The sequence below is a fragment of the Candidatus Limousia pullorum genome (assembly GCF_057405065.1).
Map to the genome: position 1 here is coordinate 1045734 of NZ_CM171614.1, position 13466 is coordinate 1059199.

At 41.1% G+C, this 13466-nt stretch carries 12 protein-coding genes, 1 tRNA gene and 1 riboswitch; of the genes, 12 read left to right on the forward strand and 1 reads right to left on the reverse strand.

What is annotated here, in order from left to right; all coding sequences use genetic code 11:
* Positions 1 to 2: 2 nt before the first annotated feature.
* Positions 3 to 1268, reverse strand: a complete 1266-nt coding sequence (leuC, locus tag CGICJO_RS04515) for a 3-isopropylmalate dehydratase large subunit (protein WP_087376835.1) — start codon at positions 1266 to 1268, stop codon at positions 3 to 5.
* 254 nt (positions 1269 to 1522) lie between these two features.
* Between leuC and CGICJO_RS04520 the strand changes: the two genes are divergently transcribed.
* The 12 genes from CGICJO_RS04520 to CGICJO_RS04575 all read left to right on the forward strand — a co-directional run bounded on the left by CGICJO_RS04520 (position 1523) and on the right by CGICJO_RS04575 (position 13210).
* Positions 1523 to 1599, forward strand: a tRNA-Pro gene (locus CGICJO_RS04520).
* A 346-nt stretch (positions 1600 to 1945) separates the two neighbouring features.
* Positions 1946 to 3073 (forward strand): serine/threonine-protein kinase, encoded by a 1128-nt coding sequence (locus CGICJO_RS04525; protein WP_486499792.1) that lies wholly within the window; start codon positions 1946 to 1948, stop codon positions 3071 to 3073.
* 20 nt (positions 3074 to 3093) lie between these two features.
* Positions 3094 to 3417 (forward strand): hypothetical protein, encoded by a 324-nt coding sequence (locus CGICJO_RS04530; protein WP_486499793.1) that lies wholly within the window; start codon positions 3094 to 3096, stop codon positions 3415 to 3417.
* A 22-nt stretch (positions 3418 to 3439) separates the two neighbouring features.
* Positions 3440 to 4036 (forward strand): zinc ribbon domain-containing protein, encoded by a 597-nt coding sequence (locus tag CGICJO_RS04535; RefSeq protein ID WP_486499794.1) that lies wholly within the window; start codon positions 3440 to 3442, stop codon positions 4034 to 4036.
* Positions 4037 to 4053: 17 nt separating this feature from the next.
* Positions 4054 to 4740: a vWA domain-containing protein gene (locus CGICJO_RS04540; protein WP_087376844.1), complete on the forward strand. Its 687-nt coding sequence runs from the start codon at positions 4054 to 4056 to the stop codon at positions 4738 to 4740.
* Positions 4741 to 4767: 27 nt separating this feature from the next.
* Positions 4768 to 5742 carry a PP2C family protein-serine/threonine phosphatase gene (locus tag CGICJO_RS04545; RefSeq protein ID WP_486499795.1) on the forward strand — a complete coding sequence of 325 codons (975 nt, stop codon included), beginning with the start codon at positions 4768 to 4770 and terminating at the stop codon, positions 5740 to 5742.
* 5 nt (positions 5743 to 5747) lie between these two features.
* Positions 5748 to 6707, forward strand: coding sequence for a protein kinase domain-containing protein (locus CGICJO_RS04550; RefSeq protein WP_486499796.1), 960 nt, complete (start codon positions 5748 to 5750; stop codon positions 6705 to 6707).
* A gap of 64 nt (positions 6708 to 6771) precedes the next feature.
* Positions 6772 to 6964: riboswitch (cobalamin riboswitch) on the forward strand.
* Positions 6965 to 7108: 144 nt separating this feature from the next.
* Positions 7109 to 9154, forward strand: a complete 2046-nt coding sequence (locus CGICJO_RS04555; protein ID WP_486499797.1) for a prenyltransferase/squalene oxidase repeat-containing protein — start codon at positions 7109 to 7111, stop codon at positions 9152 to 9154.
* Positions 9155 to 9175: 21 nt separating this feature from the next.
* Complete coding sequence (locus CGICJO_RS04560) at positions 9176 to 9955, forward strand: DUF4430 domain-containing protein (protein WP_486499798.1); 780 nt, start codon at positions 9176 to 9178, stop codon at positions 9953 to 9955.
* A 36-nt stretch (positions 9956 to 9991) separates the two neighbouring features.
* Positions 9992 to 10864 carry an energy-coupling factor transporter transmembrane component T gene (locus CGICJO_RS04565; RefSeq protein ID WP_486499799.1) on the forward strand — a complete coding sequence of 291 codons (873 nt, stop codon included), beginning with the start codon at positions 9992 to 9994 and terminating at the stop codon, positions 10862 to 10864.
* Positions 10846 to 12507: an ABC transporter ATP-binding protein gene (locus CGICJO_RS04570; protein ID WP_486499800.1), complete on the forward strand. Its 1662-nt coding sequence runs from the start codon at positions 10846 to 10848 to the stop codon at positions 12505 to 12507. The genes CGICJO_RS04565 and CGICJO_RS04570 overlap by 19 nt, the downstream gene beginning before the upstream one ends.
* On the forward strand, positions 12497 to 13210 hold the full coding sequence (locus CGICJO_RS04575; protein ID WP_486499801.1) for an ECF transporter S component: 714 nt from the start codon (positions 12497 to 12499) through the stop codon (positions 13208 to 13210). The genes CGICJO_RS04570 and CGICJO_RS04575 overlap by 11 nt, the downstream gene beginning before the upstream one ends.
* Positions 13211 to 13466: the final 256 nt, after the last annotated feature.

Here is a 13466-nt window from a genome sequence, read left to right on the forward strand (position 1 = left end):
TATTACAGCTTTTCGGGGTCGATGATGTAGCCTGCAACTGCGCTGGCGGCAGCTACAGCAGGACTTGCAAGGTAAACCTCACTGTCCACGTGACCCATTCTGCCTACGAAATTTCTGTTTGTGGTGGAAACAGCTTTCTCGCCTGCGGCAAGAATTCCCATGTGTCCGCCAAGACAAGGTCCGCAGGTTGGAGTTGAAACAACAGCTCCTGCTTCTATAAATATGTCAAAAAGTCCCTCGTGCATAGCCTGAAGCCAGATTTTCTGTGTGCCAGGGAAAATTATGCAGCGAACGCCCTTGGCAATCTTTCTTCCTTTGAGTATCTCTGCGGCGGCTCTCAGGTCGCTTATTCTTCCGTTGGTGCATGAACCGATTACAGCCTGGTCGATTTTAACCTCTTTTTCGCCGATTTCATCAACGGTCTTTGTGTTCTCAGGAAGATGAGGAAATGCAACTGTCGGTCTGATTGTGCTTAAATCAATCACATAGGTTTCGTCGTAAACTGCATCCTCGTCTGCTGTATATTCAACAGGTGTGCCCTGGAATCTTCCGTTGCAGTATTCTCTTGTAACATCGTCAACAGGGAAAATACCGTTCTTTGCGCCGGCTTCAATAGCCATGTTTGCAATGCAAAGTCTGTCGTCTATGTTAAGGTACTTGATACCCTCGCCGCAGAATTCCATTGACTTATACAAAGCTCCGTCAACGCCTATCATTCCGATAATGTGAAGGATTACATCCTTGCCGCTTACATAACCCTGTGGTTTACCTACAAGCTCAAACTTAATAGCTGAGGGAACCTTGAACCATGCTTTTCCGCTTATCATGCCTGCTGCCATGTCTGTTGAACCTACGCCTGTTGAGAATGCTCCCAATGCGCCGTAGGTGCAGGTGTGTGAGTCGGCTCCTATGCACAGACTTCCTGGTCCTACAAGACCCATTTCCGGAAGAAGTGCATGTTCAATGCCCATTTGACCTACATCAAGGAAATTTTTAATATCGTATTTGTCTGCAAACTTTCTTACCTGAAGGCACTGAGTAGCAGCCTTGATATCTTTGTTAGGTGTAAAGTGATCCATAATCATGGCAATCTTTGTGTTGTCGAAAACAGAAGTTGCGTTGTTTTCTTCAAAAACATTGATTGCAACAGGTGAGGTAACGTCGTTACCGAGAACCATGTCCAGCTTTGCCTCGATAAGCTGTCCCGCTTTAACAGAATCAAGACCGGCATGTGCCGCCAGAATTTTCTGAGACATTGTCATTCCCATTTTTTTCAGCTCCTTAAAAGTGTCTTCTTGTTTAGTGAAGAATAAAAATGCATATTATGTATATTTATTCATTGTCTAAGCATGGAATTATTCTATCACACATTGGATAAAATGGCAATATGAAATTTTAAGAGAAATATAATGTTTTTATTGCTGAATATAGTTTATAAATATTCATAGGCTGAGGGAGAGAAGCGGATAAAAAAATACTTGATTTTAATAAATCTATGTGATATAATAACTCCTACAGTTATCCGGGTGTAGCGCAGTTTGGTAGCGCGCTTGAATGGGGTTCAAGAGGCCGCAGGTTCGACTCCTGTCACTCGGACCAATATAAAATAAAAGAACGATGTCCAACGGACATCGTTCTTTTATTTTATCCAGTAGAAGGAATAGAAGCCAGCCGTAAAAATTATGATTATTGTTAAGTGAAAACACTGTCCGATGTAGATAAAACATCTGTCTAAATAAACAAAAAATCTATTGACAAAACATAATAATTTGCTTAGAATAAATATGTATTTGTGAAAAATTGTCTAATTTTTTTGCTTTAAAAGAAATTAGAGGAAATAAAAAGGATTTATAAATGAAATTTTACGCAATTTTTAAATTTGAGCAGGATTTTATATTTCTAATGCTTTTAAAAATTATGTTTTATGTGAATTCGAGGGGTTTTCATGGGTTGGAAAAGGGAACTTTGGCCTGAATGGGAAGTTGAAAGCGTTATAGGCTCCGGTGCATACGGAGATGTATATAAAATAAGAAGACAGGATATAGGCGGTGTGTATTATGCGGCTTTAAAGGTTATATCCATTCCAAGAGATGAGGATGAGATAAACCAGCTTCGCAATGCAAATATGAGCGACGAACAGATTGCCCGGTATTACCGCAGATTTGTAAATGATTTGTCCAGGGAATTTTCTGTTATGGAAAAATTAAAGGGCAATACAAATATTGTTTCCTATGAGGACCACAAGATAATTGAACATAAGGTGGGATTCGGATGGGATGTTTTAATAAGAATGGAGCTTTTGATGCCCTTGCCTGCTTATCTTCAGCACCATGAGTTCGGTGAAGCTGAAACCATAAAGCTGGGAATTGATATCTGCAACGCCCTTAAAATATGCCAGTGCGAAAACATAATCCACAGGGACATAAAGCCGGGAAATATTTTTGTAACCAGCCACGGAGATTTTAAGCTTGGAGATTTCAGCGTTGCCCTTACCAACCATAACACAACAGGCGGTTCTCCGAAAGGCACTTATACCTTTATGGCGCCTGAGGTTTACTACGGAAAAAAATACGACAATACAATAGATATATATTCTCTGGGACTTATACTTTATAAAATGCTGAACAGGGGAAGGCTTCCTTTTTTGCCTTTGCCTCCGCAGACAATCACCCACGAAATGGTTGAGCAGGCAAACTATAAAAGACTGTGCGGAGCGGTTCTCCCAAGACCTGTTGACGCTTCAATAGGAATGTCAAATATTATAATGAAAGCCTGCGCCTATTATCCCAATAAAAGATACAGGAATGCAGGGGAGTTTTTAAGTGCGCTGGAGTTTTGCAGACACGCACAAGGACCAATGAGCGTATCAAGACAGGTTTCACAGTGTGTGAAAAATATTGTGGAAACACTTTGCTATACGGAAAACGAAGCTGTTAACCCAAACGAAGTTAACAGAGGTTATTTTCGTGAAAATTCTGTTATAGAGGACAGTGAGAAAACAGAAAGAAAGGAAAACAATGGGCCTGCAAAAAAGACAATGAAGGATTTCTTTGTTAAAGGCGGCGATTTGTAATTGTATAAAGGAGATTTGAAATGCAAGGTTTTATAGGATTTATCGTCTTTGTAGTTATCCTTGCGATAATTATATCCAAGGTTAAAAAAAGTGGAAAAAAGAAAAAGTATAACGCAGAATCAGCAAAAAAACCGGCAGCGTCTTTTTATACTGATAAGAAACCTGCCATGGATAGTTCTCCTGAGCCTTTTCATGCTTCCAAAAAAGAAGAGGAAAACCACAAGGTTACCAGAATTATGATGTATGAAGCGGATAAAATCGGCGGAAGCTGGACTTGCGAATACTGTGAAAGTGAAAACAGCAATTCTTTTGAAAAATGCAGTGTATGCAATCATCACAGATGATTTTAAATAACGGAGGTAAAACATGTTTTGTTCTAAATGCGGAGTTAAATTGCCTGAGAAAGCAAATAAATGTCCCAACTGCGGCGAACCGGTTACAGGAAATGAGTACTGCGGAGGCTTTTGGGGACTGGTAAACGGAAATAAACCACAGGCACCAAAGCCAACAGAAAGAATTAACACAGAAAGCAGAAATATTCAGGCTTCAAAAAAGGACAATAAACCGTCCGAACGTGAAGTCAGAATGATGAATAACTATAAGAAAAACACAAGAAATCTTCTTATAGTTTCAGCGGCGCTGGCGGCTGTTGTTATAATAGAATTTATAGTGATTGTTACATTTATTTTGAGTTCGGGAAATGACGGCAATATTGAAATGACAGACAATGCAAATATTGTTGCAACCGAAGTTGACAACGGAAATGAAGAAAATTTCCAGCAGGAAATAACACAGGATACAACAGCGGAAGAGGTTACCACAGAAGAATATACAGAGGAAACCACCGAGGAAGAGACTAACGGCATGTTTCAGAATGACAAAAAGGACGAAATGGACTTTATGAACGAAACAGAGCCTGAAAGCGGAAATACAGAAGAACTTTTTACAGACAGTGATTTTTAATTAAGGGGGATATTATTATGGGAAGCAATTACCGTGTTACATATGGCGTTGACCTTGTTTTCTGCATAGATGCCACAATGAGTATGAATCATATTTTGGGAATAGTAAAAGACAATGCTTTGAACTTTTACAGAGATTTTAAAAAGACAATGGACGAAAAACACAAGACTGTTATACAGCTGAGAGTTAGAATTGTGGCTTTCCGTGACTACTATTACGACAGGGAAAAAGCTATGATGGTTACAGACTTTTTCAATCTTCCGGAACAGTCCGACGATTTCCAGGCATGTGTACGCTGTATTGAGGCTGAGGGCGGCGGAGACGACCCTGAGGACGGTTTGGAGGCTTTGGCATACGCCATGAAATCAAAATGGAGCACTCCGGGAAAGAAAAACCGCCATGTAATAGTTGTTTGGTCCGACGAGGGAACACACGATTTGGGATTCGGAAAATCTGCGCCAAACTATCCAAACGGAATGGCTAAGGATTTCAACGAGCTTACCGAGTGGTGGGGAAGCTCATACTGCCCGGGAATTATGGACGAGTCAGCAAAAAGACTTTTGCTCTTTACTCCGGACAAACCAAGCTGGAATAAAATTAAGGACAACTGGAACAACGTAATCCACTACGAGTCCGAGGCGGGAACAGGACTTAAAGACAGCGATTATTCAATGATATTAAACGCAATCTGCAATTCTATTTAAGTCTGCGGAAATTAAAGGTATACAATTATGAACGGAAAATTTTCAGAACTGTTAAGCCTTGGATTTTTGATATCTCAGGAGATGGTCAAAAACCACGGCGAGGATAACTATTATTGTAAATACAGCGAGGACTCGGCGGTAATCTGCGTCCTTGACGGCTGCGGAGGACTTGGCTCAAGAACCTATGAGGGCTGCGGCGGACAGACCGGAGCGTATCTCGCCTCAAGAACAGTCAGCGGAGCTGTACACGACTGGTACCGGGATATGGGCAGAACAAAATGGAAAGACGAACGTGAATTTATGGAGTCGCTGATTACATATATTCAGAAAGCCTATTCAGTGGTTGGAGATTACGCAAAGAGCAGCATAAAAATCTCCGGTTCCATGGTAAGGGATTTGCCCACCACAATAGCTTTGGCGTATGCCTGGATGAAGGATAATGAGCTTGTGTTGCATGTGGTTTGGGCGGGAGATTCAAGAATATATCTCATGGACGAGGACGGAATGTGCCAGCTTACAAGGGACGATGTAAAAAGTCAGGACGCATTGTCAAACCTTTACGACGACGGAGCTTTGACAAATGTTTTATCCTCAGACGGAAACTACAAGCTTCACCATAAGGTTATATCAATTAAAAAGCCATGTGTGATAATAGGCGCTACAGACGGATGCTTTGGTTATCTTCCGTCGCCTATGAACTTTGAATACGAGGTTTTAAGAAATCTTACAGACGCAAAAAATATCTACGGTTTCAGAGATGGACTGAAAGCCTTTTTCAAAGAGGTTGCAGGGGATGACTTTACCTTTGCCTGCATGGGTTTTGGCTATGAAAAATTCAGCGAGCTAAAGGGAAGCTTTGAAAAACGCAGAAACTTTGTGGAAAAAGAATATATCAGCAAAATTGAGTCAGACCCTGACAATGATGAGCTTATTGAAAAGCTTTGGCAGGAGTACAGAAAGCTTTACGAGCGTTATTTGTCAAAGAATACCGAGGGGCGGTAATATAGATGAACACTTTAAATGAATATAAGCTTTTAACGCCTTTGCAGAATAAAAACGCAGGCTTTTCCAGATGGGCATATGCCGCCCGTTTCGGCGAGGAATATTTTATAAAGGAATTTATGAACCCGGTTTATCCCGATGAGGAAAGCTTGTCGGAGACTTTGAGAAACAGCAAAATTAAAAGCTGTGAGTATTTTGAAGCGAAAAAACTCAATCTCTACAAAAGAATAAACGATGTGTCCGACGGAAACCTTGTAAGGGTGTTTGAATTTTTCCGCTGTGATTCCCACTACTATATTTCCATGCCGAAAATCCAAAGCGAAAAAATTACCTTTGCAGAAATCGCAAAGCTTCCTTTGGAGGACAGAGTTCTTTTGTGCAGAACAGCGGCGAGAAGTATTTTTGCCATGCACTCCGCAAAGATTGTCCATTCCGATATAAAGGATACAAATGTTTTGATTCACAGGACAAAAAAGGGAAAGCTTGTGGCGAAGATTGTTGATTACGATTGCAGCTTTTTTGAATATGACCCTCCTAAAAATGAAAACGATTTGGGAGGCGACCAGATTTATCTTTCACCGGAAGCCTGTCTGTTTTTCTGCGGCGATGAAACAAAGCTCACCTGCAAAATGGATATATTTTCTCTGGGACTGCTTTTTCATCAGTATCTTACCGGTGAACTGCCTGCTTTTAACCATGATGAGTACGACTATGCCCATGAGGCGGTTCTTGAGGGTGAAAAGCTGAAAATCAGAAAGGATATTCCCAACAGACTTAGAAACATGCTTCAGTATATGCTGAAAGTAAATCCCGATGAACGAATTGATATACAGAGCGTGTTTAACATTTTGGGAACATATCTGCCAAACAGTGATTTTTCCCCGTTTACTCCGCCTGTGAACAACAATCCCGTGGGACAGAAAAAAGCGCCTGAAAGCTTTTTTCACCAGGCGGGAAATCTTTAATAATAAATTTGAATATTACATATTATTGCCACAGCTTGACCCCTGTGGCATTTTATGTTATTATCTCTATGACAGAAGCAATGGAATTTTGTGGATGTACCACAGGAAGCCGGGTGAGAGTCCCGCACAGGAACGCTGCTGTATTTGCGGAGTTTTTCTTTATGATTAGGTTCGGTCACTGAAAATTTTATTTTTGGGAAGGCAAAGAAAAACGATGATGCATAAGTCAGAATACATTCCATGCTTTATGAACAAAACTCTTCGTGCTCAGGGGTGTGTTTGCATAACAGACGGAATTTTATGTCCGTCTTTTTGCCGTGTTAAGGCATATCGTATTCCCGACGCCGAGTATCGGCGTTTTTTTGTTCTCTGTTAAAAATTTAGAAAAGGAGTAAGAGAAAATGAAGAAAGTTTTTGCCGCTTTTCTTGCGGTGATGCTCTTGGCTCAGACACTGTTTATAAGCGTGTCCGCCGAAGAGAACAATGCTGACGTTACGGTTGACAAAGCTATTTCCGAAACAGCTCAGTATATTATGAACAACTCAAAAAGCGACTGGGAGGTTTTGGCTCTTCTCAGAAGTAATCAGACTATCGAGGACACTGCATTTGCAGAAGAATACTACACAGGTATTCAGAATAAGCTGAAAGAAACAGATTCACCTATTCTCAGCGGAAGTGAAACCCAGCTTACAGACAACTCAAAGGCAATTCTTACACTCAGCGCAATGGGAATAAACTGCACAGATATTTCCGGCTACAATATTGTTGAACCTCTTTCAAATATCGAAAATATAAAGATTCAGGGTATCAACAGCGCAGTTTATGCTCTTATGGCTTTGGATGCCGGCGGATATACAACCTCCGACAGCGAAACAAGAACAAAGCTTATTGAATATATCCTTTCAGACCAGATGGAAAACGGCGCATGGGCATTTTCAAAAATCTGGAGCCCAAACGGCGACGTGGATATTACCGCAATGGCTGTTCAGTCACTTGCCCCTTATGTGTCAGTAAATGACAGCGTAAAGACAGCGGTTGAAAAGGCTGTAAACTACCTTTCACAGCAGCAGCTTGAAAACGGAGGATATACATCCTACGGCAACGAGAACTGCGAAACAGTAGCTCAGGTTATAATCGCTCTCACAGCTTTGGGAAAAGACCCTGCTTCTGAGGAGGCTTTTGTAAAAGTAAACGGCGGTCTTGTTGACAACATGCTTTCATTCTATAAGGATGGAGGCGGATTTTCCCACACAAAGGACGGAGATGTAAACGGTATGGCTACAGTACAGGCTATGCTTGCACTTGACTCATTAAAGCTTTACGAAAACGGCAGAACCCTCTATGATATGGTTCCTGAAATGTTTACAGTAACCGCAGTTACCACAACAGGTTACCTTCTCAAGGATACAACTCTTGAGTACGGCTCAGAGTGGATTGTTTTTGCATTGGCAAGACTTGACCAGCAGATTGCACAGTCAGGAGTTTTTGACAGCTATGTAGAGAGCGTAAAGGCTGAAATTGCAAAGACAGGCCCTGTTCTCGACACTGACAGCGGATATCTCACAGATAATGCGAGAACAATAATCGCCCTCACATCCTTGGGTATCGACTGCACAAATATTGACGGCGTGAATATTGTAGAGCCTCTTTCAAATATGGATATAATCAAGGAACAGGGCGTTAACAGCGCAATTTATTCCTTGCTGGCTCTCAACACAGCCAACTATACAACCTCAGACGAAGACCTTAATAACAAGCTTGTAAATTATATTCTCGATGAAAGACTTGAAAACGGAACATGGGCATATTCCGTCATTTGGTCACCTAACGGAGATATCGACCTTACAGCTATGGCAGTGCAGGCTTTGGCTCCGTATTATAATAGAAACCCGGAAGTTAAAGCTGCTGTTGACACAGCTATGAAGTTCCTCAAGGAACAGCAAAGTGAGTTTGGATATTATGTTTCTTTCGGAAACACCAGCAGCTCCAGTACAGCTCAGGTTATCTGCGCTTTGCAGGAAATGGGAAGAGACAGCTTCACCGACAGCGAGTTTACAGTAAATAACGTATCTTTGGTTGAAGCTCTTTTGGCTTTCTCTTCCAATGAAGGCGGATTCTCAAATATTTTGGGAAAAGACCCTGATAAGTTCTCAACAACCCAGGCAATGTATGCTATAACAAGCGTTGCAAGAACACTTACAGGAAAAACATCACTTTACGATATGACAGATGTTTTGGATAAGAGCCAGAGCACAGCTTTCGGCGACGTTGACGGAAACGGCGTAACAGATATTCAGGACGTTACTATGGTACAGAAATATCTTGCAAATCTTGAAGAGCTTTCAGAAGACGCACTGAAAACCGCAGATGTTGACGGAAACAGTGTTGTAGATATAAAGGACGTAACTGCAATTCAGAAATATATCGCAGGAAATAAAGCTGCTTAAACAGAAAGATAGATGATGAGGATGAGCAAAAAGAGAATATCAGCCCTTTTAATGGCGCTGACCCTCGCCGTTGTTATGATTTTTTCGGGATGTACTTCCGATGACAACAGCGCCACAACAGAAACTGTAAAATCAACAGCGACGACGGAAAAAACAACTGCTGAGGGAACGACGGATAAAACCGACGAAACAGAAAACCTGACATCTTCCACAGACGCTCAGGAGGAAACCGCCGCCCAAAGCACTCAGGATGTCAAAGCCACGGAAAAGCAGGAAAACTCCAATAACGGCAATTCCGACAAAACTCCCGTGGCTACGGCTCCTGAGTCAACAACTCAGCAGGCAACAGAACCTGCAACAGCAAAGCCCACCGAAGCTCCCACAGAGCCACAGGCAAAAACCTGTACAATAAACATCAACTGTTCAACTATCCTCAACAATATGGATAAGCTGAAAGAGGAGAAAAAGGGTATTGTTCCCGCAAACGGAGTTATACTTTCCGGATGTGAAATAGAGGTGCAGGAGGGTGACTCGGTTTACGATGTTTTGGTGAGAGCCTGCCAGCAAAATAAAATTCATATGGACGCCGACTACACACCGGCATACGGTTCGGCTTATATAAAGGGAATTGCAAACCTTTATGAAAGAGACTGCGGAAGCCTTTCCGGCTGGACATACAGGGTAAACGGAGTTTTCCCAAGTGTGGGATGCAGTTCTTACGATGCAAATGAAGACGATGTTATAGAGTTTCTCTACACCTGCGATTTAGGGGCAGACGTGGGAAATGGATTTAACGGCTGATAAAAATTAAATTCTAATTAAAAAGGGGTGACACGTATGTACAATGAATTTGCAAAGTGCCACCCCTTTGTCAATTTTTTGTATTTTTTATTTGTAATTTCCGTCACTGTGTTTTTTAACCACCCTGTTATAATGGTGATTTCCCTTGTAAGCTCTTTGACCTACAGCGCACTTATAGTGGGCAGAAAATTTTTAAAATATCTTTTCTTTTTTATTATTCCCATGTGTCTTTTGTGCGGAGCATTAAACCCTGTGTTTAATCACCAGGGAATGACAATTCTTATGTATTTTCAAGACGGAAATCCCCTGACTTTGGAGTCAATAGTTTACGGAGCCGTTTCGGCTGTGCTTCTGGCAAGCGTTATGATGTGGTTTGTCTGCTTTAACGGAGTTATGGATTCTGATAAAATTATTTATCTTTTCGGCAGGGTTATCCCCTCATTGGCAACCATTATAACAATGGTTATGAGGCTTGTTCCCATGTACGCTTCCCATTTTAAAGATGTATATAAGGTAAGGGCGTCCACAATGGGAAATATGGATATTGTAAAAAAACTCAGGGCTGGACTGGATTCCGTGTCCTCCACAACCACATGGGCTTTGGAAAATGCTGTGTATACGGCGGACTCCATGACCTCAAGGGGTTACGGAACCGGAAAAAGGAGCTTTTATTCCGACTTTATGTTTACAAAACGTGACGCAGGACTTTTGCTTTTTCTGATTGGAGCGGGTGCGGTGTTTTTCGTTTCCGCTTTGTCAGGTGGAGGATATGCAATGTATTTTCCTTATATAAAGCTTGGTGAAAATCTTTGGCTTAACCTGACGGCTTATGTGTCCTTTGGCATAGTGTCATTTATGCCGGTTTGTTTTAATTTGTGGGAGGATTTAAAATGGCGGTTGTTGAAGTAAAAAATCTGAATTTTACATACCCTGACTGTGTAAAGCCTGCCTTGAAAAATATAAATTTCAAGGTTGAAGAGGGAGAAACAGTTCTTGTGTGCGGCCTTTCCGGCTGCGGCAAAAGTACTTTGCTGAGATGTCTTAAACCCTCCATTATGCCTTTTTATAAGGAGTTTTCCGGAGAAATATATTTTGAAAATGAACCTGTAAAAAATCTTTCTCAAAATGAGCAGGCTCGAAATATCGGATTTGTAATGCAAAAGCCGGATAATCAGATTGTGACCCACAAGGTTTGGCACGAAATGGCTTTTACCATGGAAAATTTGGGGTATGACAAGGAGATTATGCGCCTTAAAGTGGGGGAGATGTGCAGCTACTTCGGATTAAATCATCTCTATGAAAGGGACGTAAACACCTTATCCGGAGGACAAAAACAGCTTGTAAATCTTGCCTCAGTGCTGGCAACAGACCCTAAGCTTATTATTTTGGACGAGCCTACCGCCCAGCTTGACCCGATTTCTGCCGGAGAATTTTTAAGCGTAATAAAGAGAATAAACAGGGAGCTTGGCATAACCGTAATAATGTCTGAGCATCATCTGGAAGAGGTTGTTTCCTTTTCTGATAAGCTTCTTGTTATTGATAAGGGCAGTCAGGTGTTTTACGGCGACGTAAGGGACGGAATAAAAAAGGTGTCCCGGGAAAAGCCGGAGCTTTTTAAGTCCATGCCCGAGGGGGTAAGGCTTTACAGCAGATTTTCAGAGGAAAAAGACTATCCCCTGGATGTGTGCGAAAGCAGAAGCTTTTTAAATGTGCTTACGGAAAAAAGAGCACTTAAAACTATTGAAGCGGAAGAAACAGAGAATTTAAAGGAATCACAGGAGGCTGTGTCCTGTTCTCAGCTTTGGTTTAAATACGACAAAAAGGGAAAAGACATACTAAAAAATCTTTCCCTTAAAGTTTTTAAAGGGGAAGTGTTTTCACTGCTTGGGGCAAACGGTTCGGGAAAAAGCACATTGCTTAAATGCTTAAGCGAAATTGAAAAGCCCTACAGAGGAAAAATAAAAATTACTACTGATGATAAAGACAGAAAATGGGCGGCATATCTTCCCCAAGACCCAACAATGCTGTTTTTAAAAGAGACTGTGAAAGCGGAGCTTGAAGAGTCTTTGCACAGCGGAAAGCTTGGGTTTACTTCTGAGGAAAAGAAAAAAATCGCAGAGGTTATAAAGTTTTTTGAGCTTGAGGAGCTTCTCGATATGCACCCATATGATTTAAGCGGAGGAGAACAGCAAAAGGTGGGACTTGCCAAGCTTTTGCTGAAAGAACCGGAGATAATACTTTTGGACGAGCCCACAAAGGGGTTGGATTTTTCTTTTAAAGAAAAACTTTCCGATACAATAAAAAAGCTGTCATTAAAAGGAAAGACAATTATAATGGTTTCCCACGATATAGACTTTGCGGCGAAATGTTCCCACAGATGCGCAATGCTTTTCAACGGAATGATTTTATCCTGCGATACTCCAAGAGAGTTTTTCGGAAAGAACCGTTTTTACACCACCTGCGCATCCAGAATGGCAAGGGGAATAATAGAGGGCGCAGTGTTTACCGAGGATATATACAATGCCCTGGGGGTGGACGCCCATGAAAATTAACAGGGTTTTAAATTCCAAAATCGTGGCGGCAGCGGCAATTTTGCTGTCAGCTTTGCTTGTAGCCGCAGGTGTGTTCCTTTTAGAGGACAGAAAGTACATGCTTATATCAATGGGAATAGTGATACTTTCATTTATTCCCTTTGCGGCAATGTTTGAGGGGAAAAAGCCCAGAGCCAGAGAAATAACCGTAACAGCGGTGATGATTGCCATTGCAGTTGTAAGCAGGGCGGCATTTTTTATGCTTCCTCAGTTTAAGCCCATGACTGCGGTTGTGATAATATCGGGGATTGCCTTAGGGGGAGAAACCGGATTTGTGGTTGGGGCTATGTCGGCTTTTGTTTCCAACATGCTTGTGGGTCAGGGACCTTGGACACCGTGGCAGATGTTTGCCCTTGGAATAATAGGCTTTATTTCAGGGCTGATATTTACAGAGCAAAACTTTCAAAAGAAAAAGCTTATAGTGGGCATTTACGGATTTTTAGCGGCATTTTTGATTTACGGGTTTATTGTGGACACATCCACTATTGTGATGACTGTATACCAGCTGAATTTCCAGGCGGTTTTGGCGGTTTATCTGGCGGGAGTTCCATTTAACTTAATACATGGAGCGGCCACATTTATCTTTTTAATGTTAATTGGCAATTCTATGATAAGGAAACTTTCCAGAATAAAGAAAAAATTCGGAATATTACATGGAAAATAGCAATATATTAAATATTGTCTAACTTAACAGATTTTAATATGTTTTATACAGAAAAACGCATGAGAAAATTTGCTTCTCTATGTGTTTTTCTTTTTTTTATAAATAATACCTTTGTGAATGTGTTGTGAAATGAAATTAAAAAAAGCCTTGACAAAGGGTGATTTTGGTGTTGTTTTTATATTGAAAAATGGATTTTAGATAAAAACTTTTATTAAATTTTCATAAAACATTTTTTAAAAGAGAAAATATGGTAAAT